The sequence below is a fragment of the Nonomuraea sp. NPDC001699 genome, assembly GCF_053596455.1.
Genome location: NZ_JBSFGF010000001.1, coordinates 944,258 through 968,528 on the forward strand (window position 1 = coordinate 944,258; position 24,271 = coordinate 968,528).

Annotated in this window: 20 protein-coding genes; 12 read left to right on the forward strand and 8 right to left on the reverse strand. The window is 71.4% G+C overall.

Annotated features, from left to right (window positions below):
- Nucleotides 1-26: 26 nt before the first annotated feature.
- The 5 genes from ACWCSU_RS04560 to ACWCSU_RS04580 form a co-directional block, all read right to left on the reverse strand.
- Nucleotides 27-2,321 (reverse strand): M4 family metallopeptidase, encoded by a 2,295-nt coding sequence (locus ACWCSU_RS04560; RefSeq protein ID WP_364088855.1) that lies wholly within the window; start codon nt 2,319-2,321, stop codon nt 27-29.
- Between the two features lie 222 nt (nt 2,322-2,543).
- Nucleotides 2,544-3,233, reverse strand: coding sequence for a gamma-glutamyl-gamma-aminobutyrate hydrolase family protein (locus tag ACWCSU_RS04565; protein ID WP_357695261.1), 690 nt, complete (start codon nt 3,231-3,233; stop codon nt 2,544-2,546).
- Nucleotides 3,230-3,994: a 3-oxoacyl-ACP reductase gene (locus ACWCSU_RS04570; RefSeq protein WP_397040156.1), complete on the reverse strand. Its 765-nt coding sequence runs from the start codon at nt 3,992-3,994 to the stop codon at nt 3,230-3,232. Before ACWCSU_RS04570 ends, ACWCSU_RS04565 begins: the two co-directional genes overlap by 4 nt.
- 96 nt (nt 3,995-4,090) lie before the next feature.
- A complete protein-coding gene (locus ACWCSU_RS04575) occupies nt 4,091-5,434 on the reverse strand; it encodes an aldehyde dehydrogenase family protein (RefSeq protein ID WP_449933517.1) in 1,344 nt (447 codons plus the stop codon).
- Between the two features lie 8 nt (nt 5,435-5,442).
- On the reverse strand, nt 5,443-6,786 hold the full coding sequence (locus ACWCSU_RS04580) for a glutamine synthetase family protein (protein WP_397040314.1): 1,344 nt from the start codon (nt 6,784-6,786) through the stop codon (nt 5,443-5,445).
- A 151-nt stretch (nt 6,787-6,937) separates the two neighbouring features.
- Between ACWCSU_RS04580 and ACWCSU_RS04585 the strand changes: the two genes are divergently transcribed.
- Nucleotides 6,938-7,642 (forward strand): FadR/GntR family transcriptional regulator, encoded by a 705-nt coding sequence (locus ACWCSU_RS04585; protein ID WP_357695268.1) that lies wholly within the window; start codon nt 6,938-6,940, stop codon nt 7,640-7,642.
- 16 nt (nt 7,643-7,658) lie between these two features.
- Here ACWCSU_RS04585 and ACWCSU_RS04590 read toward each other — a convergent pair whose 3' ends face one another.
- Nucleotides 7,659-9,392, reverse strand: a complete 1,734-nt coding sequence (locus ACWCSU_RS04590) for a DUF2264 domain-containing protein (protein ID WP_449933520.1) — start codon at nt 9,390-9,392, stop codon at nt 7,659-7,661.
- Nucleotides 9,393-9,516: 124 nt separating this feature from the next.
- Between ACWCSU_RS04590 and ACWCSU_RS04595 the strand changes: the two genes are divergently transcribed.
- The 9 genes from ACWCSU_RS04595 to ACWCSU_RS04635 all read left to right on the forward strand — a co-directional run bounded on the left by ACWCSU_RS04595 (nt 9,517) and on the right by ACWCSU_RS04635 (nt 19,203).
- The gene (locus tag ACWCSU_RS04595; RefSeq protein WP_357695271.1) at nt 9,517-10,554 is read left to right on the forward strand and encodes a substrate-binding domain-containing protein; all 1,038 of its coding nucleotides are present in this window, start codon (nt 9,517-9,519) and stop codon (nt 10,552-10,554) included.
- Nucleotides 10,555-10,660: 106 nt separating this feature from the next.
- Nucleotides 10,661-11,968 (forward strand): ABC transporter substrate-binding protein, encoded by a 1,308-nt coding sequence (locus tag ACWCSU_RS04600; protein ID WP_449933522.1) that lies wholly within the window; start codon nt 10,661-10,663, stop codon nt 11,966-11,968.
- A 54-nt stretch (nt 11,969-12,022) separates the two neighbouring features.
- The gene (locus ACWCSU_RS04605; RefSeq protein ID WP_357695275.1) at nt 12,023-12,919 is read left to right on the forward strand and encodes a carbohydrate ABC transporter permease; all 897 of its coding nucleotides are present in this window, start codon (nt 12,023-12,025) and stop codon (nt 12,917-12,919) included.
- A gap of 5 nt (nt 12,920-12,924) precedes the next feature.
- Complete coding sequence (locus ACWCSU_RS04610) at nt 12,925-13,749, forward strand: carbohydrate ABC transporter permease (RefSeq protein ID WP_357695420.1); 825 nt, start codon at nt 12,925-12,927, stop codon at nt 13,747-13,749.
- Nucleotides 13,746-14,747, forward strand: a complete 1,002-nt coding sequence (locus ACWCSU_RS04615) for a hydroxyacid dehydrogenase (protein ID WP_449933524.1) — start codon at nt 13,746-13,748, stop codon at nt 14,745-14,747. Before ACWCSU_RS04610 ends, ACWCSU_RS04615 begins: the two co-directional genes overlap by 4 nt.
- A 45-nt stretch (nt 14,748-14,792) precedes the next feature.
- Nucleotides 14,793-16,874, forward strand: coding sequence for a right-handed parallel beta-helix repeat-containing protein (locus ACWCSU_RS04620; RefSeq protein ID WP_449933526.1), 2,082 nt, complete (start codon nt 14,793-14,795; stop codon nt 16,872-16,874).
- 4 nt (nt 16,875-16,878) lie between these two features.
- Complete coding sequence (locus ACWCSU_RS04625; RefSeq protein WP_449933528.1) at nt 16,879-17,658, forward strand: hypothetical protein; 780 nt, start codon at nt 16,879-16,881, stop codon at nt 17,656-17,658.
- A gap of 58 nt (nt 17,659-17,716) precedes the next feature.
- Nucleotides 17,717-18,475 (forward strand): hypothetical protein, encoded by a 759-nt coding sequence (locus ACWCSU_RS04630; RefSeq protein WP_364101849.1) that lies wholly within the window; start codon nt 17,717-17,719, stop codon nt 18,473-18,475.
- Between the two features lie 35 nt (nt 18,476-18,510).
- Nucleotides 18,511-19,203: a nucleotidyl transferase AbiEii/AbiGii toxin family protein gene (locus tag ACWCSU_RS04635; RefSeq protein WP_449933530.1), complete on the forward strand. Its 693-nt coding sequence runs from the start codon at nt 18,511-18,513 to the stop codon at nt 19,201-19,203.
- Here the strand turns inward: ACWCSU_RS04635 and ACWCSU_RS04640 are convergent.
- Together ACWCSU_RS04640 and ACWCSU_RS04645 are read right to left on the reverse strand one after the other, a co-directional pair.
- Nucleotides 19,170-19,967 (reverse strand): SGNH/GDSL hydrolase family protein, encoded by a 798-nt coding sequence (locus ACWCSU_RS04640; protein ID WP_449933532.1) that lies wholly within the window; start codon nt 19,965-19,967, stop codon nt 19,170-19,172. The genes ACWCSU_RS04635 and ACWCSU_RS04640 overlap by 34 nt on opposite strands.
- On the reverse strand, nt 19,964-20,539 hold the full coding sequence (locus tag ACWCSU_RS04645) for a PadR family transcriptional regulator (protein WP_357695288.1): 576 nt from the start codon (nt 20,537-20,539) through the stop codon (nt 19,964-19,966). Before ACWCSU_RS04645 ends, ACWCSU_RS04640 begins: the two co-directional genes overlap by 4 nt.
- A 270-nt stretch (nt 20,540-20,809) precedes the next feature.
- On the opposite strand from ACWCSU_RS04645, the gene ACWCSU_RS04650 reads away from it, so the two are divergent.
- A complete protein-coding gene (locus tag ACWCSU_RS04650; protein WP_364101860.1) occupies nt 20,810-22,516 on the forward strand; it encodes an ABC transporter ATP-binding protein in 1,707 nt (568 codons plus the stop codon).
- Nucleotides 22,517-22,615: 99 nt separating this feature from the next.
- The gene (hutU, locus tag ACWCSU_RS04655; RefSeq protein WP_364101863.1) at nt 22,616-24,265 is read left to right on the forward strand and encodes a urocanate hydratase; all 1,650 of its coding nucleotides are present in this window, start codon (nt 22,616-22,618) and stop codon (nt 24,263-24,265) included.
- Nucleotides 24,266-24,271 lie beyond the last annotated feature (6 nt).

Consider the following 24,271-nt stretch of genomic DNA (forward strand, 5'->3'; position numbering starts at 1 on the left):
CGGCGTGGCCGCCCAGGTCGTGCGACTTAGACCGGCTGCCAGAGGGCAGGGGTGTTGGGCGGCTCCCAGCCCGGCAGGCTGGTGTGCGCCTGGAGGCAGCGGTAGCTGACGCCCTGGTAGGTGACGGTCTGCCCGGCCGTGTAGGCCGTGTAGGTCTGCCACGTGGTGCCCTGGCCGCCGCCCACCGTCAGGCTGAAGGAGGCCGAGTGGTCGGCGCTCGCGCCGTCGGCGTTCAGGCTGATCGTGTACGTGCTGGGCGTCACACCGCTCGTGGTCGCGAACGTCACCGTGGACGACTGCCCGGCGGTGATCGTGGACGGGCTGAAGCTGACCGTCACGCCCGAGGGCACGTTGCTCGCCGACAGGGCGATGCTCTGCGCCTGACCGGCGGTGACCTGCGTGCTGACCGTGGCGGTGGCCGACTGACCGGCCTGGACCGAGGCCGACGACGGGGTCACGCCGAAGGAGTAGTCGTTCGGCGAGCTCTGCCCGATCTGCAGGTTGTAGGTGGCCTGCCGGTCGACGTCGGTGCCGTCGGCCGTGATCGCGATGGAGTGGCTGCCCTGCGGGCTGCTCGCCGAGGTGCTGATCGTCAGCGTGGAGCTCTGACCGGCGGTGATCGTGGCCGGGCTGAACGAGGCGGTCACGCCGGCCGGCAGGGTGCCGGTCCGCAGGGTGATCGACTGCGCCGAGCCGCCGGTCACGGTGGTGCTGACCGTGGTCGTGGTGCTCTGGCCCGGAGTGACGCTGCCGGAGGCCGGGTTCAGGTTGACCGAGAAGTCGTTGCTGCCCTGGGTGCAGGTCGGCTCGCCGGACTGGGCCCGGACGCTGACGCCGTCCCAGGCGTTCTTGACCACGTTGAACTCGGTGCAGCTGCCCGGGTACAGGGTCTTGGCGGCCTGGAGGGTGGCGACCCTGGCCTTGGCGTGCGTCCACGGCTGGGTCTTGTTGTTCAGCGCGGACATGAACACCTCACCGGCCTTGCGGATGCCGATGCCGGTGATCGCGGCGCCGTTGTCGCAGCGGGTGCTCGCGGGCTTGCCCGAGGGGTTGGTGCCCTCGGCCACGAGGTAGAACCAGTGGTTCTGCGGGCCGGCCGCCGCGTGCACCTCGGTGTTCGGGATGGAGGTGCTGTAGCAGTTGGGGTGGCTCAGGGCCGACGGGTTGTACATGTTGCGGATCGGCCCGGACCCGGAGAGGTTGACCTCCTCGCCGACCAGGTAGTCCGGCGGGTCGTTCGGGTTGTTGGCGTACGCCTCGGTCAGCGCGCCGAAGATGTCGCCGGTGGACTCGTTCATGCCGCCGGTCTCGTTGCCGCTGCCGGAGCCGCCGCTGGTGAACTGGAAGATGCCGTGGCCGAACTCGTGGCCGACGACGTCCATCGACGTGAGCTGCTGGGAGTTGGCGGAGTTGTGGCCGAAGGAGCCGTACTGGCCGTTCCAGTAGGCGTTGACGTCGGCCAGGCCGACGCGGGCCGGGTAACCGCCGCCCTGGCCGTTGATGCCGTTGCGGCCGAGCCAGGCGCTCAGCATGTCCCATTCGCGCTGCGCGGCGTACAGGGCGTCGACGCAGGCGGTCTCCAGGTTCGTGCCCGAGCCGTTGCCCCAGGTGTCGGTGGTCTTCGTGTACGGCGAGCCGTTCTGGCCGCCGCACGCCACGCCGCTCCTGCGGGGGTCGCGCATCGTGTACGAGGGGCTGGTGTCGATGGTCACGGTGCCGACGTAGTAGCTGTTGCCGGTGCCGTCGCGCACCTCGTCCCACTCGTCGATGACCTTGCCGGTGAGGGCGTCCACGTAGACGTGGAGCTTGCTCTCGTGGCCGGTGGCGTTGGCGCCGGTGACCAGGACCTCCCAGGCCAGGCGCGGGGTCGTCGTGGTGGCGTGGACGGACAGCACGGGCGTGGCGACGGTCTCGACCCTGGCCACCTTGGCCCTGGCCGTCACCGCGGCCTGGGCGGCGGTCACCTTCGCCTTCGTGCCGATCCCGATCTTCGTGCGCTGTCCGGTGGTGACCGTGTCGACCACCGCGCCGGACGCGTCCGTGGTGACGACCACTTCGCCGCCGTACACGGGCAGGCCCGCGTGCTTACGGGCGTAGGTCAGGTACTGCAGACCGCGGACGCCTTCGACGGTCGACGTCAGCGTGAACGTGTCCTGCTCGGATGCCAGCAATGCCGCCGAGTCGGCCTGGATCGCGTTGTGTGCGGTGGCGATCGCGTTCCTGCGGTCGTCGGCGGTGGGAGGATCGGCCACCTGCGACGCTTGGGCTGTGGCGCTCGTGGCGCCCACCAGCGAGCTGGTGGTCAGGGCTAGCGCGAGCATTGCGGCAGCCCCCAACCTGAGTTTGGGGTTCACTCTCTGGCTCCTCAGGGGGGTGTGGAGTGGAAGAGCCCCGGCCGGCTGGGGATGAACACAGGGTGACACCGGGATGGCGCGGCCCGGTACCCAACAAATTTCCTATAACACGGTGATATGGCCCCCTGAGCTGGGATTTCGTGCCGTTTCAGGCCGCAGAAAAGGTAAAGAAGCTTTCCAGTAAGGGGCTCAGCAGGCCGCCGTGAACGCCTCGAAGAGCGCCAGGCCGTCGCCCGCCTCCGGATGCCACTGGACCGCCACCGCGAACCCCTCGGAGCCGAGCTCCACCGCCTCGATCGTCCCGTCGCCGGCCGTGGCGGTGACCGTGAGCCCGGGGGCGAGATCGTCGACGGCCTGGTGGTGGTAGTGCGGGACCGTCACCGGGTCCGTGCCGAGCGCCTCGGCCAGGCGGCTGCCGGGGACGGGCGTGACCGGCAGGTGGCCGAATTCCCCGGGCGTGGGGGCGTGGCCGGTGTGCCCGGTCACGTCGGGCAGGTGCTGGTGCAGGGTGCCGCCGAGCAGCACGTTGAGCACCTGGAGGCCCCGGCAGATGCCCAGGAACGGCAGCCCCGCCTCCAGGGCCGCCGACAGGAGGGCGAACTCGGCCTCGTCCCGGAACTCCCGGACGTAGCCGGTGCGCTCGTGCGGGGCCCGGCCGTACCTGGCGGGGTCCACGTCGCCGCCGCCGGCCAGGACGAGACCGTCGAGCCGGCCCACGACCTGGGCGGGGTCGCCGGCCGGCGGCAGCAGCACGGGCTGTCCGCCGGCCTGGACGACCTTCTCGACGTACATGTACGGCAGGAGCGCGACGGGCAGGTCCCACACGGTGAACCGGGCGGGCTCCACGTACGTCGTGATCCCGATGACCGGACGGGTCACAGCGGCGTCACGTACGCGCCGGAGATGCCGCCGTCCACCAGGAACTCGGCCCCCGTGATGAAGGAGGCGTCGTCGCTGGCCAGGAACGCCACGGCGGCGGCGATCTCCGACGCCTCGGCGAAGCGGCCCACGGGGACGTGCACCAGCCGCCGCTGGGCCCGCTCGGGGTCCTTGGCGAACAGCTCCTGCAGCAGCGGCGTGTTCACCGGCCCCGGGCACAGCGCGTTGACCCGGATGCCCTCGCGGGCGAACTGCACGCCCAGCTCGCGCGACATCGCCAGCACGCCGCCCTTGGAGGCCGTGTACGAGATCTGCGACGTGGCCGACCCCATCACCGCCACGAACGACGCGGTGTTGATGATCGAGCCCTTGCCCTGCCGCCGCATGTACGGGATGGCGTGCTTGCAGCACAGGTAGACGCTGGTCAGGTTGACCTCCTGGACGCGGCGCCAGGCGTCGAGGCCGGTCTCCAGGATCGAGTCGTCGTCGGGCGGCGAGATGCCGGCGTTGTTGAAGGCGATGTCCACGCTGCCGTAGGTCTCGTGGGCCGTGGCGAACATCCGGACGACGTCGTCCTCGCTGGTCACGTCGGCCTTGACGAAGAGGCCGCCGACCTCGCCGGCCGCCTTGGCGCCCGCGTCCTCGTCGATGTCGACGCAGACGACCTTCGCGCCCTCCTGCGCGAACCTGCGCGCCGTGGCCAGCCCGATGCCACTGCCCGCCCCGGTGATGACGGCCACCCGGTCCTGCAATCGCTGCACTGTGTTCACTTCCTGTCCGATTGGTCGTTCACCTTCCTCATTCGCTTCGCGAAGTGCTTCGTTCCTCAGCCCTTCACTCCGCTCACTGCGTCAGGTTCACTCCCATGAGATGAAGACGTTCTTGGTCTCGGTGAAGGCCGTCAGGGCGTCCGGGCCGAGCTCGCGGCCGAGTCCGGACTGCTTGAAGCCGCCGAACGGGGTCCAGTAGCGCACGGAGGAGTGCGAGTTCACCGACAGGGCACCCGACTCGACCGCGCGGGCCACCCGCAGCGCCCGCCCGACGTCGCGCGTCCAGATGGACCCGCTCAGCCCGTACGGGGTGTCGTTGGCGATGCGCACGGCCTCGGCCTCGTCGGCGAACGGCACCACCGACACGACCGGGCCGAAGATCTCCTCGGTGAAGGCGCGGTCGGTGACCTTCGAGGTCAGCACGGTCGGCGGGAACCAGTAGCCCTTGCCCCGCGGGCAGTCGCCCTGGAGGTAGGGCGTGCCCTCGACGAAGCCCCGGACCCGTTCCAGGTGATCGGCGCTGATCAGCGGGCCCATCTCGGTGGACTCGTCGAGCGGGTCGCCGACCTTGACGCCGCGCACCGCCGCCGACAGGCGTTCCAGGAACTCGTCGTACACCTCGGCCTGGACGAGGATGCGCGAGCGGGCGCAGCAGTCCTGGCCGGAGTTGTCGAAGACCGCATAAGGAGCAGTTTTTGCCGCTTTTTCGAGATCCGAGTCAGCAAAGACGATATTTGCGGACTTGCCGCCCAGTTCCAGCGTCACCCGCTTGACCTGCGCCGCCGCCTTCGCGGCGATCTCCTTGCCCACCTCGGTCGACCCGGTGAACACGATCTTGGCCACGCCGGGATGCTCGACCAGCCGCGCCCCGGCGACCTCTCCCTCGCCGGGCAGCACCTGGAGCACCCCCTCGGGCAGGCCCGCCGCCAGGGCCAGCTCGGCCAGCCTCAGCGCCGTGAGCGGGGTCCACTCCGCCGGCTTGACGATCACCGTGTTGCCCGCCGCCAGCGCCGGGGCGACGCCCCACGACATGATCAGCATCGGGAAGTTCCACGGCACGATCACGCCCACCACGCCCAGCGGCTCCTGGAAGGTGATGTCCACGCCGCCGGGCACGGGGATCTGCTTGCCGTGGTTGCGCTCGGGGGCGGCGGCGTAGAAGTGCAGCACGTCGCGGACGGCCCCGGCCGCCCAGCGCGCGTTGCCGATCGGGTGCCCGGCGTTGTCCAGCTCCAGCCGGGCCAGCTCCTCGCCGTGGGCGTCCACCAGGTCGGCGAAGCGGCGCAGCAACCGCGCCCGGTCGCCCGGCGCCACCTCCCGCCAGCTCCGGTACGCCTTCGCGGCCCGCTCCACCGCCCGGTCGACCTCGGCCGCGTCGGCCATCTCGACCTCGGCGACGACTTCTTCCGTCGCCGGATTAACGATCCTCATGCCTGCCGTCACATTCGCTCGAAACCACGGAACAGCTCCCAGTCCGTCACCGCCGCGTCGAAGGCGGCCAGCTCCACGCGCGCGTTGTTCGCGTAGTGCTCGACCACGTCGTCGCCGAACGACTCCCTGGCCAGCTTCGACCCCTCGAACAGCGCGAGCGCGTCCCGCAGCGTGTGCGGCACGGTCTCGGCGCCGGAGTCGTAGGCGTTGCCCTCGAAGGCGTCCTCCAGCGTGAGCTCCCGGTCGATGCCGTCCAGCCCGGCCGCGATCAGCGCCGCCACCGCCAGGTACGGGTTGACGTCCCCGCCCGGCACCCGGTTCTCCACCCGCAGCGACGGGCCGTGGCCCACCAGCCGCAGGGAGCAGGTGCGGTTGTCGACGCCCCACTTGACGGCGGTCGGCGCGAAGCTGCCCGGCACGTAACGCTTGTAGGAGTTGACGTTGGGCGCGTACAGCAGGGTGAGTTCGCGCAGGTGGGCGAGCTGCCCGGCGATGAACCGCGCGCCGAGCGGCGAGAGCCCGTACGGCCCCTCGCCCGCCATCGCGGGGTCGCCGTCGGGGCCGCGCAGCGAGATGTGGATGTGGCAGGAGTTGCCCTCGCGCTGGTTCGGCTTGGCCATGAAGGTGATCGAACGGCCCTCCTGGGCGGCGATCTCCTTGGCGCCGTTCTTGTAGATCGAGTGGTTGTCGCAGGTGCGCAGCGCCTCGTCGAAGCGGAAGGCGATCTCGTGCTGGCCCAGGTTGCACTCGCCCTTGGCCGACTCGACGTACATGCCGGCGCCCTCCATGTCGCGCCTGATGCGCCGGAGCAGCGGCTCGACGCGGGCGGTGCCGAGGAGGGAGTAGTCGACGTTGTAGAGGTTGGCGGGGGTCAGGTCGCGGTAGGCGCGCCGCCAGGCCTCCTCGTAGCTGTCGTCGTAGACGACGAACTCCAGCTCGGTGCCCACGTACGCGGCCAGCCCCCGGTCGGCCAGGCGGGCGAGCTGGCGGCGCAGGATCTGGCGCGGTGAGGCGGTGACCTCGCCGCCCTCCTCCCAGGCCAGGTCGGCCATGACCAGGGCGGTGCCGTCCTGCCAGGGGACCCGGCGCAGGGTGGACAGGTCGGGTTTCATCGCGAAGTCGCCGTAGCCCCGGTCCCAGGAGGACATGTCGTAGCCCGAGACGGTGTTCATGTCCACGTCGACCGCGAGCAGGTAGTTGCATCCCTCGGAGCCGTGGTGCAGCACCTCGTCCAGGAAGTAGCGGGCGGAGAGCCGTTTGCCCTGCAACCTGCCCTGCATGTCGGCGATGGCGAGCAGCACCGTGTCGATCCGCCCGATCGCGGCCTCGCCCCGCAGTTCCTCGACGGACAGGAATCCGTTGCCCGCTGGTTCGCTCACCCTAGGTCGCTCCGATCTCGTCTGAAGCGCTTTCCCGTTGATTGGGCTAGTCTCAGACCATTGATGTGCATGCCGGGATCGCTTGTCAAGACCTGAGGACACCTTGGACGATTCGGCGCGTTTGATGACAGTGCTCCGCCCGGTGAGGGCGGGAAACGCCTTCGAGGAGACCGTGGAACGGCTGCTCCAGGCGATCAAACTGGGCGTGGTGGCGTACGGCGACAAGCTGCCGCCCGAGCGCGAGCTCGCCGTGCGGCTGGGCATCAGCAGGGTCACCCTGCGCGAGGCCATCCGCGCCCTGCAGGACGCGGGCTACCTCGACGTGCGGCGCGGCCGGTACGGCGGCGCGTTCGTCACCTACGTGCCGCCCCGGCCCGACGCGGGCGACCTGCGGCAGGCGGTGGCCGACATGGGCATGGCCGAGCTGTCCGACGCGCTCACCTTCCGGCTGGCGGTCGAGTGCGGGGCGGCGCAGGTGCTGGCCACCTCCGAGCTCACCCCCGGCAAGCGGGAGGTGCTGCTGCGCCGGCTGACCGAGCTGAACGAGGCGCCGCTGGAGGACTACCGGCGCCTCGACACGGCCTTCCACCTGTCGATCGCCGAGCTGACCGGCTCGACGCTGCTCGCCACCACGTGCGCCGACGCCCGCTCCCGGGTGAGCGACCTGCTGAACATGATCCCGATGCTCCAGGTGAACATCGAGCACGCGGCCGTCCAGCACCGGGCCATCGTGGACGCCGTCCTGGCCGGCGACCCGGACGCGGCCCGCCGGGCGATGGCCGAGCACCTGGAGGGCACGGCGGCACTCCTGCGCGCCTTCCTGTCCTGAGCGTGGGCCGGGGCCGTCAGGCGGTGTCGCCGCCCGGTTCGCGGACGGGGAAGGCGTGGTGCGTCCCGTCGGGCCAGGTCAGCGTGATGCCGTCATCGGTCACCGACGCCGACGGGACGCCGGCCGAGCCGTCGCCCAGGACGGCCGCGCTGACCGCCCAGCCGTCCTCCGCCACCCCTTCCAGCACGGGCACGGCCGCCGGAGCCCCGAAGGCGCTGCCCTCGGGATCGTCGGCGACGTAGGCCCGGCTGTAGCCGCAGACCGCGACCAGCTCGGAGACCAGCCCGTCGCCGTCCCGGACGCGGGCGCCGGGCCCGTCGGCCGGGTCCGCGACGAGCGCCCAGCCGGTCTGCCGGACCGGCGAGCCCGGGGCGACCCGATGGACGCGCACCTCGACCGCCCCCCTGATCACGCTCAGGCTCTCCACGCCGTCGCCCGCCGAAGCGGCCCACGCCAGGTCGCCCGCCGAGCCCGCGCCCCGGGGCGTGATCGTGCCGCGCCCGGTGACCGTGCCGTCCGGGCGGACCAGGCCGAAGTGGTTGTCGGGGACGCGGACGGTCGGGGCGGTGCGGGTGGAGTAGGCGTAGCGGTCGTACAGGGGGTCGCCGGGGTGGTGCTGGCTGCCGTGGTTGAGCAGGCGGGCGACGTCACCGGTGTTCTGGACGACCAGGCCGGGGCCGGGCAGCGCGGCCAGGCCGGTGGGGCCGGGCTCCTCGGGGGACGTCCAGACCGGGTGGTCGGCCGGCAGCAGCAGCCCGAGGAACGCCTTCGAGGCCCAGTACGGGGACGCCGAACCGGAGTAGGACTGCAACGAGGGCTCGTGAGGGCCGTGCCAGCCGAGCGTGAGCAGCCCCTCGGCGGACAGCGCGCCCGCGTCGAGGAAGCGGCGCAGGACGCCCGAGGCGATTCGGCGGGTCTGGCCGGGGGACAGCGGCGTGGCGTCCAGCAGCGCCCCCGCGAAGAGCGAGGTGGCCGAGGCGAAGCGGTAGGTGAGCGAGCGTCCCTGGTGGAGCATGCCGCCGTCCTGGTCGAAGGTGAGCGCGTAGCTCTCCAGGAAGCGGCGCAGGCGGGGGCCGGGGGAGCCGTGGCCGGACAGGTGGGCCAGCAGGGCCGGGTAGAGGTGCATGGCCCAGCCGTTGTAGTGGTCGAAGGAGCGGTTGTCGCCGTCGGCGTACCAGCCGTCGCCGGCGTACCAGGGCTCGATGCGGGCCAGGCCGCGCTCGACCGCCGCGTCGGCCTCCTCCGTGTGCAGGCCGGCGGCCGACAGGAAGCCGCCCACCATGGCGGGGAACAGCCACCAGTTGTTGTCCACCGGCTCGTGACACAGGGCCTCGGCGAGGTAGGCGGCGACGCGTTCGCGGGTGGCGGGGGGCAGCCGGTCCCACAGGCGCTCGCGGGTCAGCCAGAGGGACAGGGCGATCGAGGCGGCCTCGACCATGGGCTGGGTGCGGTCCTCGACCGGCTGCCAGACGCCGGGGCCGGACTCCAGGCCGCGCGCGTAGGGGGCGAGCAATTCCTCGGGGCCGCCGCCGGCCACGCGGAAGGCGGCGAGCAGGAAGGTGCGCGCGTACCCCTCCAGGCCGTCGCAGCGTGACCAGCTCTCGCGCCCCGGCAGGTTGATCACGGCGCCGTCCGCGGAGCGGTACGGTTCCACCGCGGCCAGCAGCCCGTCGGCCACCGCCTCCCAGTGGGCGCGGGTCCAGCCGGTGTACGGGCTGAGCGTTCGATCCTCCGGCGGAAGCGGGAACATGCGGCACTCCAAAGGGACGTCCGGTCTCCGGCGGGACCTTAGCATCCTGATCGAACGAAAGCATCCGTTCAAAAACGAAAGCACTTCCCGGTAGGATCGTAGGGTCGAGTCAGAAGGAGTCGCGGTGTTCGCCGAACAACGTCATGAACTGATCCTGCGCGAGGTGCGCGAGCGCGGTTCCGTACGCCTGGCCGAGCTGGTCGACCGGCTCAACGTCTCGATGGTCACCCTGCGCAGGGACGTCGAGCACCTGGCCGGGCAGGGCCTGGTCAACCGCGTGCACGGCGGCATCACCCGGCCCGAGTCCGTGCCCGCGCCGGCCCGGGAGCGCTCGCTGACCCTCGGCATGCTGGTGCCCTCGGCCACCTACTACTACCCGGCGGTCATCAAGGGCGCCCGCGAGCAGGCCGAACGTCTGGGCGCCCGGCTCGTCCTGGGCGTCTCGCGCTATGACGACGACGAGGACCGCACCCAGGTCAGGCAGCTCGTGGACGGCGGCATCGAGGGCCTCCTGCTGACCCCGAGCAGGCAGCCGGACGCCTCGCACGAGCACTGGCTGGCCGAGCTCGGCGTGCCGGCCGTGCTCGTCGAACGGCGGGCCGAGCTGGGCGGACCCGCCTCCCTGCTGGACGCGGCGGCCTCCCATCACGCCCATGGGGCCTTCCTCGGCGCGCGGCATCTGGCCGGGCTCGGGCACCGGCGGCTGGCCATGGTGTCGCGCGACAGCCCGACGGCCCCGCGGGTGCGGCACGGCTTCCTCGCCGCCGTCCGAGACCTGGGGCTGGACGAGCCCGTCCATCTCGACGTCGCGCAGGAGGGACCCTCGCGCGAGCAGGTGGCCGACGTGGTCGCGGCGATCAGGGGCGGGGTCACCGCGATGCTCGTGCACAACGACGAGGACGCGTTGCTGCTGGTCCAGCACCTGCGGGCGGCCGGGGTGCGCATTCCCGAAGAGGTGTCGCTGGTCGCCTACGATGACGAGGTGGCGGCGCTCAGCGACCCCCCGCTCACGGCCGTCGCGCCCCCCAAGGCCGCGGTCGGCCGCTGTGCCGTCGACCTGCTGGTGAGCCGGATCCAGGAGGGCCCGCGGCGCCCTGCCCAGCACGTGGCGCTGCTGCCCGAGCTGAGGGTCCGGGAGTCCACGGTCGCGCCGCGCCCATAAGTTACGCATCCATTTCGTTATTGATCGATTTGTGGCCTCTCTCTAGACAACCGATCGAGTCTGAGCGAATGATGCCTTATCGATCGAAAGCGATGAGGAGCCATCGATGGGACGCAAGAGCGCCGGCATTGCCGGACTGCTGGCCGGTATGAGCCTGCTCGCCGCCGCGTGCGGCAGCACGGAGCCGGCGCAGCCCGCGGGTGAGGCGGGCAAGCCCGTCCAGGTGACGTTCTGGGGCTGGGCGAAGGGCACCCAGCAGGTCGTGGACGCCTTCAACAAGTCGCACCAGGACGTGCAGATCACGTACGAGGAGATCCCCTCGGGCAACGCGGGCGGCTACGCCAAGTTCTCCAACGCCGTCAAGGCCGGCAACGCCCCCGACGTCATGTCCGTGGAGTACCCGCAGCTCCCCGACTTCGTGAACCAGGGCGCCCTCCAGGACATCTCGGCCGACGTGGCCGACGTCAAGTCCAAGTACCCGGCCGAGGTCTTCAGCCTGGTCGAGCTGGGCGGCAAGGCGTGGGCGCTGCCCATGGACGCCGCCCCGCAGGTGTTCTTCTACCGCAAGGACCTGTTCGAGAAGAACAAGATCGAGGTCCCGAAGACCTGGGACGACTTCCGCGCCGCCGCCGAGAAGGTCAAGAAGGCCGACGAGAAGTCGCGCATCGCGACCTTCTTCCCCGACGACCCGAGCGTGCTGGCCGCGCTGTCGTGGCAGGCGGGCGGCAAGTGGTTCGGCACCGAGGGCGACGCCTGGAAGGTGACGATCAACGACGAGCCCAGCAAGAAGGTCGCCGACTACTGGCAGGGCCTGGTCAAGGACGACCTGCTGAAGGTCCAGCCGTCCTTCAGCCAGGAGTGGAACGCCGCCTTCGAGGACGACACCCTCTGGGGCTACGTCGGGGCCAACTGGGGCGCGGGCGTCATGAAGGGCAACCACGCCGGCCAGTCCGGCAAGTGGGCCATCGCGCCGATCCCGAACTGGGGCACCCCGGCCAGCGGCATGCTCGGCGGCACCACGTTCGGCGTCAGCAAGGGGTCGAAGAACGCCAAGGCGGCCGTCGAGGTCGTCAAGTGGCTGACCGGCTCGGAGGAGGCGTGGACCGCCCGCCTGTCCTCGGGCACCTCCAGCGGCTTCCCGGCCATCGCCGACCTCGTGCCGGTCGCGGCCAAGAGCTTCGACGCCTCCTTCTACGGCGGCCAGGACATCTACGCGCTGTTCTCGCAGTCGTACAAGACGGTCCAGCCCGGCTGGACGTGGGGCCCGAGCATGGTGCAGACGCTGACCACCTTCAAGGACGCGCTCGGCAAGGTCGGCAGCGGCGAGACCACCATCCCCGGCGTGCTGGACACCGCGCAGACCGCCACCGTCGGCGAGATCAAGAGCCGCGGCCTCAACGTCGCCCAGCAGTAGCACGACGCGCGCGGCGGAGCGCAGGCTCCGCCGCGACCCACCGAAAGGCAGCTTGTGACTCCTCCAGCAGGAAGCGGTCGCGGCGGCGAGGGGTGGCGGCGGCGGGGGGCGATCCTGCTGTTCGTCGGGCCGTTCTTCGCGCTGTTCGCGGCCGTCATCGTGGCCCCGCTGGCCTACGCGGTCTACCTCAGCCTGTTCAGCGAGAAGTCGTCGGGGCTGGGCTTCGGCGGCGCGGAGACCGTGTTCGTCGGGCTCGGCAACTACCTGGACACGCTCAGGGACTCCGCGTTCACCGACGGCTTCCTGGTCATCCTCGGCTACTGCGTGCTGTACATCCCGCTGATGATCGGCGGCGCGCTCGCGCTGGCGCTGCTGCTCGACTCCGGGCTGGCCAGGCTGGGCAAGTTCTTCCAGCTCGCGCTGTTCATGCCGCACATCGTGCCCGGCGTGATCGCCGGGCTGATCTGGCTCTACCTGTACCTGCCCGGCATCAGCCCCATCGTGGACCTGCTCGGCGACGTCGACTTCCTCGGCGGCGACCACGTGCTCGGCTCGGTGGTCAACATCGCGCTGTGGGAGTGGGTGGGCTACAACATGATCATCTACTTCGCGGCGCTCCAGGCCATCCCGGCCGAGGTGGTCGAGGCGGCCAGGATGGACGGCGCGGGCCCGCTGCGCGTCGCGCTCCAGGTCAAGGTGCCGCTGATCCGCGGCGCCGTGGTCACCACCGTGCTGTTCACGATCATCGGCTCGCTGCAGCTGTTCACCGAGCCGATGGTGCTCGACAACGTCAGCGACGGCGTGGTCAGCACCTGGACGCCCAACATGTACGCCTACAACGAGGCGTTCGGCAACAACGACTACGGCCAGGCCGGCGCGGCCTCCATCCTGCTCGCGCTGCTCGCCGCCGTGCTGTCCTACGCCGTCACGAAGTGGGGGAACCGCCGGTGAAGTGGATGTCCCGCGCCACGGTCAACGTGCTGCTGATCATCTCCGCCCTCTACACGCTGCTGCCGCTGACGTGGCTGCTGTTCGCCTCCACCAAGTCGCTGTCCGACCTGTACTCGACGCCCGGCTTCTCCTTCGCCGGCTTCAACCTGTTCGAGAACATCAGGGCGGTCGCGCGGGAGGGCGACGGCGTCTTCTTCCGCTGGTACCTCAACAGCGTCCTGTACGCCGGTCTCGGCGCGGCGGTCAGCTCGTTCGTCACCGTGATGTGCGGCTACGCCTTCGACAAGTACTCCTGGTTCGCCAAGGAGAAGATGTTCGGGCTGGTGCTGCTCGGCGTGCTGGTGCCGACCACCGCCACCGCCGTGCCGCTGTACCTGCTGGCCTCCAAGGTCGGGGTGGTGAACACGTTCTGGTCGGTGTTCGTGCCCGTGCTGGTCCATCCGTTCGGGGTCTACCTGGCGCGGGTGCTGTCGTCCGGGTACGTGCCCGGCGAGGTGCTGGAGGCGGCCAGGTCCGACGGGGCCGGCGAGCTGCGCACGTTCGCGTCCGTGGCGCTGCCCATGCTGCTGCCGGCGTACGTGACGATCTTCCTGTTCCAGTTCACCGCCATCTGGAACAACTTCTTCCTGCCCCTGGTCATGCTGAGCGACCAGCGGCTCTACCCGCTCAGCCTCGGCCTGTACGGCTGGGAGAAGCAGGGCCACGCCTTCCCCGAGTTCCACAGCCTCGTGATCACCGGGTCCCTGCTGTCCGTGGTGCCCCTGCTGCTGGTGTTCGTGTCCCTGCAGCGCTTCTGGAAGGCCGGGATGACGGCGGGCAGCGTCAAGTGAACGAGCTCTCGGGGGAGAACATGAACAAGCCGGTGACCGTCGTCGCCATGGCCGCGGAGGTCGCCGGGCGCATGCTCACCGGCGAGGTGCGGGCCCGCCTCGACCGGCTGGCCGACGTCCGGGCCGAGGTCGCCGCGTTCGACGACGCCGACCTGTCGCGGACCGAGGTGCTGTTCACCTCGTGGGGCTGCCCGCCGGTGACCGCCGAGGTGCTGGCCCGCGCGCCCCGGCTGCGCGCGATCGTGCACGCGGCGGGCTCGGTCAAGCACCACGTCACCGACGCCTGCTGGGAGCGCGGCATCACGGTCTCCTCGGCCGCCGCGGCCAACGCCGAGCCGGTGGCCGAGTTCACGCTCGCGTCGATCCTGTTCGCGAACAAGCGGGTGGTCGACATCGCCCGTGCCTACCGCGCCCGGCGGGCCAACGACGACTGGGACGCCCGCTTCCCCGGCTTCGGCAACTACCGGCGGGTCGTCGGGGTCGTGGGGGCGTCCAGGATCGGGCGGCGGGTGATCGAGCTGCTGCGGCCGTTCGACTTCGAGGTGCTGGTCAGCGATCCGTACCTGGGGGAGGACCTGGGGGCGCGCAGGGTCGAGCTGGACGAGCTGGTCGCCCGCTCCGACGCGGTCAGCCTGCACGCGCCCGACCTGCCGGAGACCCGCCACCTGATCGACGCGCGCCGGCTGGCCGCCATGCGCGACGGCGCCACGCTGATCAACACCGCGCGGGCCGCCCTGGTCGACCAGGACGCGCTCGTCGCCGAGCTGGTGACCGGCCGGCTGTATGCGGTGCTCGACCACACCGAGCCGGAGTTCCTGCCCGCCGGGTCCCCCCTGTACGACCTGCCGAACGTGCTCGTCACGCCGCACATCGCCGGCTCGCTGGGCGGCGAGCTGGCCAGGATGGCCGACCTCGCGCTCGACGAGCTGGCCCGGCACGCCCGCGGGCTGCCGTTCGAGCACGGCGTCGAGCCGGCCACGCTCTCCCGTTCCGCCTGAACCCTCTGCTTCCCGTTTCGCCTGAACACCCCCCGGAGAGGAAACATGCGTCTTCAGTTAGTCGCGGCCCTGGTCGTGGCGGCCGGACTGGTCGCCACCCCCGCGGAAGCGGCCGCCGCCAGGAACTTCTTCGTCGACTGCCAGGCGCCGGACGGCGGCTCGGGGCGTAACGCCGCCGGGCCGCTGAACAGCCTGGACGCCGTCAACGCGATCACCTTCCGCGAGAAGGACACGATCAAGTTCAGGGCCGGGACCGTCTGCGCGGGCCGGCTCGAACCCGTCGGCTCCGGCACGGCCGCGCACCCCGTCGTCTTCACCTCCTACGGCGAGGGCCCCAAGCCGATCATCCAGGGCGACGGCGGCGAGTGGGCCGTCCACCTGGTGGACAACAGCTACGTGACGCTGGAGAAGCTGCACATCACCAACCCGGCGGCCACCACGGCCAAGCGGACCGGCGTGCAGTACAACTCGACGACCCCCGAGCCGAAGGCCGGGCTGGTCCTGCGGGACCTGGAGGTCTCCGACGTCGCGGGCTGGGGCAACAAGACCGGGACGAACGGCTCCTGGTTCTCCTACTCGGCCGGCATCAGCATCCAGGCGCTGCCCGAAGGACGGGTCGGCTACCTGGACGGCATCACGATCACCGGCAACTACGTGCACGACACGGGCGGCGGCGGCATCAAGATCAGCCGCAAGGGCACCGACTACCACCGGAACGTGCTCATCGCCCGCAATACCATCCGCGCGGTCGGCGGCGACGGCATCGTGGTGCACGCCTCGGACCGGCCGCTGGTGGAGCACAATCTGTTCGACGAGGGCGGCGCCGGGAAATACCCGTACGTAGACGGAAATTTCGCGGGAATGTGGCCGATCAACTCGGTTGACCCGGTATTTCAGTACAACGAGGTGACCCGCCAGCGGCCCACCATCTTCGACTCCACGGCCTGGGACTGCGACGGCGGCATCAAGGGCTCGTGCGTCTACCAGTACAACTACTCGCACGACAACGCCGGCGGCTTCTACCTGGGCTGCCAGAGCTGCACCGAGTTCCCGAACTACAAGGCCACGGCCATCCTGCGGTTCAACATCGCCCAGGACGACTGCCGCATCGCGGGCAACGCCTCCGGCGACAACACCAGCCCGCTGTGGTTGTACAACAACACGTTCTTCTGCCCGTCGCAGAAGCTCGACGTGGCCGTGCCCACCGGGAACTCGAAGATCGTCAACAACATCTTCTACGCGCCGTCCGGCACGCTGCCCTCGGCCCCCGGCATCGGCTACGACTCCAACGTCTACCACGGCGGCGTGGCCGTACCGGCGGCCGACGCCCGCGCGGTCACGGCCGACCCCGGGCTCGCCGCCCCCGGCACCGCCGACGGCGCCACCGACGTGGACGGCTACAAGCTGCTCGAAGGCTCGCCCGCACTCGCCTCCGGCGCGGTCGTGGACGGCCTCGGCGACCGCGACTACTTCGGCAACCAGGTCGCCGGAACCGTCTCGCGAGGGGCCTACAACGGGCCCGCCGCCGCGCCGGTCGTGTTCGGGGCGGTCGAGGAGGCGTACAACAACGTCGCGGTCAGCTCCGACCTCAACCCCAACGTCGGCGGCTTCTCCACCAGCGGCCGCAGCTACTCCGGCCAGGGGCTGGAGAAGGCGGGCCTGACACCGGGCGGGACCGTGAACGTGCTCGGCGCCGACTTCGTCTGGCATCGGCGCCCGTACGGCATGACGGACAACGTCAAGGCCGCCGGGCAGACGGTCGCCCTGTCCGGGCAGGGCGCCAGGCTGGTCCTGCTCGGGGCCGGTGGGCTGAAGGCGCGCGAGGGCGTGTTCAAGGTCGCCTACACCGACGGGACGGTCGAGGAGAAGACCGTGCGGTTCGGCGACCAGTGGGACGCGACCGCGCCCGCCGGAGGCGTGCTCGTGGCCCGCGCCGACTACCACAACATGACGCAGACCAGCTACAAGAACCCGGCCACCGGGCAGACGCGCGAGTCGGGCGTGTCGGTGTTCGGCTACGCGGTGCCGCTCGACGCGTCCAGGACGGTCGCCACGGTGACCTTCCCGGCCGGCAGCCCGCTGGCGAACGCCGGGTTCCACGTCTTCGACATGAAGATCGCGAGCTGACGCCATGACGAGCACCCCGGTCACCGCCCGCCCGCGACGGGCGTCCGATGCGCGCCCGAGGTTCCCGGCGCGGCGGGTCCTGTGGGCGGCTCTCGCCCTGGCCGGGGTGCTCGTCGGCGTGCTCGTCGTCGGCGTCGCGAGGTCCGGGGAGGAGGCCGAAGGCGGCGTTCCCGCGCGGGCGGCGTCCGCGGACGTGGCCGAGGTGCTCGGGATGCGTCCCGGGGACACGGTCGTCACGTTCGAGGGGGAGCCGGTGAGCGGGGCCGAGGTGCTGAGGGCGGCCGAGACCGTCCGCGCCGAGGTGATCTCCGAGTTCGCCGCCCAGGGGCTCGGTCCGGGCTTCTGGGACCGTCCCCGTGACGGCGTCACCGCGGCGCGGCGGCTCAGGGACAGGGCGGTGCGGGCCGCCGTACTGGACAAGGCGCGGCGGATCTGGGCCCGCGAGGCGGGCCTGCTCACCGACGTCGGCGAGCAGGGGTTCCAGCGCGAGCTGGCCGCCGAGAACGCTCGCCGCGCCGCGGCCGCGCGCTCCGGCCGCCCGATCCCCGGCGTCCCGTCCTACGACCAGTACACCTACGCCCGGGTACGGGCCGCCGAGCTGGACTCGGCGCTCGCCAAACTGCACGCGGCCGCCCTGGACCTGTCCGAACGCCGGCTGCGCGCCCAGTACGCCCGCACGGCCGGCCCCGGCGCGCCCCCCTTCGAGCAGGTACGCGACAACCTCAGGCGGCAGCTCGTCATCGACGGCTACGAACGGGCCCTCCAGGCGAGAGCCGCGTCATGAACGCCCACACGGGGGACATACAACGCTCTTCCGGCTCGTACCATCGACTTCGAAGGTCATGGGGAACTGGTTCCAGAGCAACATCGTCGCCACGGGACGGCTGCCGCTGTTCTGCTACTTCGTCATGCTCATCGTGGCCTTCATCGCCACCCGCATCAACGTCCGCCTGATCAGGGCCAAGCTCGGCTGGTTCCGCAACGTCAATGTGGGCGAGATGCACATCCACCACGTCGTGTTCGGCGTCGTGCTCATGCTCGTCGGGGGCGTGGCGGGGCTCATCGTCAACGGCGCCTCGCAGGCCGGGCAGGTGGTCGCCGCCTGCGTGTTCGGCGTCGGCTCGGCCCTGGTGCTCGACGAGTTCGCGCTGATCCTGCACCTGCACGACGTCTACTGGGAGGAGGAAGGGCGCACCTCGGTGGACGCCGTCTTCATCGCCGTCGCCGTGACCGGCCTGCTCCTCATCGGCCTGCGCCCCCTGACCTGGGACTACGGCACGCCCGTCAACCCGGCGGTGCTGATCGTGGGCAACCTCGCGCTGGCGGTGATCACGCTGCTCAAGGGCAAGATCTGGACCGGGATGGCGGGGCTGTTCCTGCCTTTGCTGCTCCTGGTGGGCGCCGTCCGACTGGCGCGACCCGGCTCCCCGTGGGCCCGCTGGTTCTTCCGCGGCGGACGCTCGCCCCGCAAGCTCGCCACCGCCGTCCACCGTGAGGAACGCTGGCGGCGGCCGGTCATCAGGGCCAAGATCGCGTTCCAGGAGTTCCTGTCGGGGCGGCACGACCTGCCCTCCACCCGGCGCGGCCGTCGGCATACTTGATCCATGACACCGCGTGCGCCCCGGACTCCGCTCTGATGCGTTTACCGCCGTTCCCCGAGCGCCTGCTGCGGGCCCTGTCGCCGGCCGGCGAGCGGCACGGGCTGCTGCTCGCGGGCGGCCACGCCCTGCGCGCCCTCGGCTTCACCGACCGCCTGGTCGAGCGGATCGAGCTGGTGACCGCCGCCGGACATCCGCTCCCGGCCGTCGCCGACGACGTCGTGGCCGCGCTGCGCGCCGGCGGCCTGCTCGCGGAGGTCGCCGAGAGCACCCCGTGGGCGGCCCGCCTGACCGTCGAGGACGCCTCCACCGGCCGGAACGGCGAGATCGTCCTCACCCGCGAGGCGCTGCGCGAGCCCCCGGTCGTGTGCGACGGCCTGCCGGTGGCGGGCGCGGCGGACGTGATCGGGCTGCGGGTGCGCGACCTGCACGAGAGAGGGCTCCCGGCCGACGTCGCCGACGCGGCGGCGGCGGCACAGGAGTTCTCCTTCCGCGACCTCGAACGCCTGGCCGCCGCCCACCTCGACGACTTCTCCCCTCGGGAGCTGCTCATGCGGCTGGAGTTCGTCGAGCTCATGAGCGACGAACGCTTCGAGGCCCACGGCCTGGACGAACGGCACATCGCCGACATCCGTGCCTGCGCGCGGGCATGGGCCGAGGACATCAAGCTGCGCAGGGCCGACGACGGCGACGCCGACTACGACGACCCCGACCTGCCCGAGATCGACTGATCCGGCACGGGCGCGAGCCCCGGGCGCTTGCACACCCGGCCGTCGCCCGACGAACGCCCCCGCATCCGCCGGGCGATCCACGGGCCCGCGAACGAGCCCAGCCAGCGCACCTCCGCCGCCGCCGTGCGCAGCCGGCCGGGCGTGGGAAGCACGGGGAGCGGAAGGCTCCAGGTGTCGTCGCTGCCGGGCAGATCCAGCGCGTACGCCACCGCCGCGGCGAACCTGGCGTGCCCGGCCGGGCTGGCGTGCAGCCGGTCGGAGCTCCACAGCCGCGCGTCGGTCACCGCCGTGTCGGGGAAGGTGTCCACCAGCGTCACGCCGTGCCGGGCGGCGGCCTCGCGGACGCGGGCGTTGAGGTCGAGCACGCGCGGCAGCAGCGGCCTGGCCATGGGAGCGATCCTGCCGATGTCGGGGAACGTCACCGTCACCACCCGGGCGCCCGCCCCGGTCAGCGCCGCGAACATGTGCTCCAGGTCGGCCGCGACGCGGGCGGCGTCGAAACCGGGACGGATGATGTCGTTCATGCCCGCCATGACCGTGGCCAGATCGGGACGGAGCTCCAGCGCGACGGGGAGTTGCTCGGCCCGGATCTGGGCGGCCACCCGGCCGCGCACGGCGAGGTTGGCGTAGAGCAGGGCGGGATTGTCGCGGGCCAGGTGCTCGGCGAGCCGGTCGGCCCAGCCGCGATGGCCGAGGACGTCGTCGCCGTCGCCGAGGCCCTCGGTCTGGCTGTCGCCGAGCGCGACATAACGGGTGTAGGTCACGGCATCTCCTCTGTGGTGCGGGCGGCGCGCTCGCCGAGTGTCCTGGCGGTGCTCAGGCACCAGTCGCGCATCTCCCGCTCCAGGCGGCAGCCGCCCAGGCAGGACAGGTACGGGCCGACGTGCTCGCCCTCGCGCAGGAACGACTCCTCGTCCAGGTCGCCGCGCAGGCGCAGCAGGGTCTTCTCGAAGAACGCGAGCCTGGCGGCGGCCTCCTCGGCGCGGTCGAGGAGCTGGGCGATCAGCGGCGCCGGGTCGAGCCGGTCGGCCGCGTGGACCTTGACGGCCAGGTCGTCGCGGAGGAGTAACGGCTTGGCCGGGGACGCGGCGAAGGCGGCCAGCTCGTCGAGGCCCGCCTGCGTGACCGAAAACAGGCGTTTGTTCGGACGGCCGCGCTGGACCACCTCCCGGCCGGTGACCAGGCCGTCGGACTCCAGCTTCGTCAGCTCGGCGTAGAGCTGCTGGGGGGCGGCGTACCAGAAGTTGGAGACGCCCACGTCGAAGACCTTGGTGAGCTGGTAGCCGCTGTACTCGCCGTCGAGCAGCGCCGCCAGCACGGCGTGCCGCAGCGCCATCAGGGATGCTCAAGACGATGACTACTCATGGACATGACTATAGAGCTGCCCGGCCGCCGACGCCAGAGGAGGACGAACGGCCCCCACGGCGCCGCCGAGCGAGCGGGGCCTCGTTCTGTGGAGGTCGGGTTCTTCTCCTTCTCAAGGAGGAGGCGTCAACGAAAGTTGACATACTTAGGTCGTCAATCTAAGTTGACCCTGTCGCGGCGGTGCGGATTGCGTCGTCCCGTTCGTTGGGAAATTTCGAGAAATGTCGTGAGGGGAGTTGGGGTGCTCAAGGAGCTGCTGGCCTACCTTCGGCCGCACCGGAAAGTCCTGGTCGCGGGCGGCCTGCTCGGGTTGATCGGCTCGGTGGCGGGGCTCGCGATGCCCCTGCTGGCCAAGTACGTCGTGGACGCCTTCGGCGAGGACCAGTCGCTGGCCGCGCCGCTGTTAGGCCTGACCGTGGCGGTGCTGGTCGGGGCCGTCGTCTCGGCCGGGGGCACCTACCTGATGGAACGCACCGGCGAGGGCGTCGTCCTCGGGGCCCGGCGCAGGCTCGTCGACCGGATGCTCCGGCTCAGGGTGGCCGACGTCGACCGGCTCAAGCCCGGTGACCTGATGTCGCGGGTGACGAGCGACACCACGCTGCTGCGCGCGGTGCTGACCAACGGGATCGTGGAGTCGGTCAGCGCGGTGTTCATGCTGGTCGGCGCGATCATCATGATGGCCACCATGGACGGCGTGCTGCTGCTGGTCACGCTGCTCGTCGTGGTGGTGATCGGCGGCCTGGTCGCGCTCATCATGCCGAAGATCCAGCGGGCGCAGACGCAGGCACAGGAGGCCGTCGGCGAGATGGGGGCCGTGCTGGACCGGGCGCTTCAGGCGTACCGGACGGTCAAGGCCAGCGGCGCGGAGGAACGGGAGATCGCCGTCGTCGGCGAGGCGGCCGAGCGCGCCCGCGACCGCGGGCTCCAGGTGGCCGGATGGACGTCGCTGGCCGGCGTGGCGACCTGGATGGCCGTGCAGATCGCCTTCCTGTGCGTGCTGGCCGTCGGCGGGTCGCGGGTCGCGTCGGGCGTGCTGGAGGTCTCGTCCCTGATCGCGTTCCTGCTCTACCTGTTCTACCTGGTGCCGCCGATCGGGCAACTCGTCCAGGGCGCGGTCCAGCTCCAGAACGGGCTGGCGGCCATGCGGCGCATCAAGGAGATCGAGGACCTGCCCGGCGAGCCGGTCGGCGTCACCGTCCCGGCCGACAGCACGCCGGTGGGGGTCCGCTTCGAGGACGTCGTCTTCCGGTACGGCGACGACCGTCCCACCGTGCACGACGGCGTCACCTTCGACGTGCCCGCGGGCGGGCTGACGGCGCTGGTCGGGCCGTCGGGCGCGGGCAAGTCCACGGTGTTCGCCCTGCTCGAACGCTTCTACGAGCACCAGGACGGCCTGATCGCGATCGGCGGCCGCGACATCCGCGACTGGCCGCTCGGCGAGCTGCGGGCCGCGCTCGGCTACGTCGAGCAGGACGCCCCCGTCCTGGCCGGCACGCTGCGGGAGAACCTGCTCTTCGCCGCCCAGGACGCCACCGAGGACGAGCTGCGCCGCGCCATCACCCGCACCCGGCTCGACGACCTGGTCGCCCGGCTGCCCGAAGGGCTCGACACGGCGGTGGGCCACCGCGGCGTGCTGCTGTCCGGCGGCGAGCGGCAGCGGGTCGCCATCGCCAGGGCGCTGCTGCGCAGGCCCAGGCTGCTGCTGCTCGACGAGGCCACCTCGCAGCTCGACGCGGTCAACGAGCTGCGGCTGCGCGAGGTCATCGCCGAGGTGGCGGCCGAGACGACGGTGCTGGTCATCGCCCACCGGCTGTCCACCGTGACGAACGCCGACCGGATCGTGGTGATGGAGGCGGGCGGCGTACGGGCGATCGGCACCCACGCCGAACTGGTGGCAGGCGACGACCTCTACCGCGAACTCGCCGCCACCCAGTTCCTCGTGAGCTAGGGGTACGCGCAAAGTCCGCTGCCTGCGGTGGACCGCTGGACGCGGTCCACCGTAGTCTTCGGGTGACAAAGGTGAATGTGTTCATTCAGGAGGGTCACCATGAGCCGCAGCGTGCGCGCACCGCGAGGCACCACGATCACCGCGAAGGGGTGGCCGCAGGAGGCGGCGCTCCGCATGCTCCAGAACAACCTGGACCCCGAGGTCGCCGAGCACCCCGAGCAGCTGGTCGTCTACGGCGGCTCGGGCAGGGCCGCCCGCGACTGGCCCTCCTTCGACGCGATGGTCAGGACCCTGACCACCCTGGAGGGCGACGAGACGCTGCTGGTCCAGTCGGGCCGCCCGGTAGGCGTGTTCCGCACCCACGAATGGGCCCCCCGGGTGCTCATCGCCAACTCCAACCTGGTCCCCGACTGGGCCAACTGGGAGGAGTTCCGCCGCCTGGAGGCCGCCGGCCTCACCATGTACGGCCAGATGACCGCCGGTTCGTGGATCTACATCGGCACCCAGGGCATCCTCCAGGGCACGTACGAGACGTTCGCCGCGGTGGCCGCGAAGAGGTTCGGCGGCACGCTGGCCGGCACGATCACCCTCACGGCCGGCCTCGGCGGCATGGGCGGAGCCCAGCCGCTGGCCGTCACCATGAACGGCGGCGTCGCGATCTGCATCGACTGCGACCCCCGCTCGGTCACCCGCCGCATCGAGCACCGCTACCTCGACGTGCAGGCCGACAGCCTGGAGGAGGCGCTGCGACTGGCCTACGAGGCCCGCGACGCGCGTCGCCCGCTGTCCATCGGCGTCGTGGCCAACGCCGCCGAGGCGCTGCCCGAGCTGCTGGCCGCGGGCGCCGAGATCGACATCGTCACCGACCAGACCTCCGCGCACGACCCGCTGATGTACCTGCCGCTCGGCGTCGCCTTCGAGGACATGTCCGCCGAACGGGACAAGGACCCGGCCGGTTTCACCGAGCGGGCGCGCACGTCGATGGCCCGGCACGTCGAGGCCATGGTCGGCTTCAAGGACGCCGGCGCCGAGGTGTTCGACTACGGCAACTCCATCCGCGGCGAGGCCCAGCTCGCCGGCTACTCGCGGGCCTTCGACTTCCCCGGGTTCGTGCCGGCGTACATCAGGCCGCTGTTCTGCGAGGGCAAGGGGCCGTTCCGGTGGGCCGCGCTGAGCGGCGACCCGGCCGACATCGCCGCCACCGACCGCGCGATCCTGGAGCTGTTCCCCGACAACGAGCCGCTGGCCAGGTGGATCGCGCAGGCCGGCGAGAAGGTGCACTTCCAGGGGCTGCCCGCGCGCATCTGCTGGCTCGGCTACGGCGAGCGCAACGTCGCGGGCGAGCGGTTCAACGACATGGTGGCCTCCGGCGAGCTCCAGGCGCCGATCGTGATCGGCCGCGACCACCTCGACAGCGGGTCGGTGGCCTCGCCGTACCGGGAGACCGAGGCCATGGCCGACGGCTCGGACGCGATCGCCGACTGGCCGCTGCTCAACGCCATGCTCAACACCGCCTCCGGCGCGGCCTGGGTGTCCATCCACCACGGCGGCGGCGTGGGGATCGGGCGTTCCATCCACGCCGGTCAGGTCACGGTCGCCGACGGCACCGCGCTGGCCGGGGAGAAGCTCAACCGCGTGCTCACCAACGACCCCGGCACGGGCGTGATGCGGCACGTGGACGCGGGCTACGACGAGGCCGCCCAGGTGGCCGAGGCCCGCGGCGTGCGCATCCCGATGCGCGAGTCCTGACGGCCC

What these genes read in the sequence shown, in the direction of transcription:
- ACWCSU_RS04560 (WP_364088855.1), bottom strand. Translation starts at nt 2,321, where the DNA reads ATGCTCGCGCTAGCCCTGACCACCAGCTCGCTGGTGGGCGCCACGAGC.
- ACWCSU_RS04575 (WP_449933517.1), bottom strand. Translation starts at nt 5,434, where the DNA reads ATGAGGATCGTTAATCCGGCGACGGAAGAAGTCGTCGCCGAGGTCGAG.
- ACWCSU_RS04585 (WP_357695268.1), top strand. Translation starts at nt 6,938, where the DNA reads ATGACAGTGCTCCGCCCGGTGAGGGCGGGAAACGCCTTCGAGGAGACC.
- ACWCSU_RS04590 (WP_449933520.1), bottom strand. Translation starts at nt 9,392, where the DNA reads ATGTTCCCGCTTCCGCCGGAGGATCGAACGCTCAGCCCGTACACCGGC.
- ACWCSU_RS04600 (WP_449933522.1), top strand. Translation starts at nt 10,661, where the DNA reads ATGGGACGCAAGAGCGCCGGCATTGCCGGACTGCTGGCCGGTATGAGC.
- ACWCSU_RS04610 (WP_357695420.1), top strand. Translation starts at nt 12,925, where the DNA reads ATGTCCCGCGCCACGGTCAACGTGCTGCTGATCATCTCCGCCCTCTAC.
- ACWCSU_RS04620 (WP_449933526.1), top strand. Translation starts at nt 14,793, where the DNA reads ATGCGTCTTCAGTTAGTCGCGGCCCTGGTCGTGGCGGCCGGACTGGTC.
- ACWCSU_RS04625 (WP_449933528.1), top strand. Translation starts at nt 16,879, where the DNA reads ATGACGAGCACCCCGGTCACCGCCCGCCCGCGACGGGCGTCCGATGCG.
- ACWCSU_RS04630 (WP_364101849.1), top strand. Translation starts at nt 17,717, where the DNA reads ATGGGGAACTGGTTCCAGAGCAACATCGTCGCCACGGGACGGCTGCCG.
- ACWCSU_RS04635 (WP_449933530.1), top strand. Translation starts at nt 18,511, where the DNA reads ATGCGTTTACCGCCGTTCCCCGAGCGCCTGCTGCGGGCCCTGTCGCCG.
- ACWCSU_RS04645 (WP_357695288.1), bottom strand. Translation starts at nt 20,539, where the DNA reads ATGGCGCTGCGGCACGCCGTGCTGGCGGCGCTGCTCGACGGCGAGTAC.
- hutU (WP_364101863.1), top strand. Translation starts at nt 22,616, where the DNA reads ATGAGCCGCAGCGTGCGCGCACCGCGAGGCACCACGATCACCGCGAAG.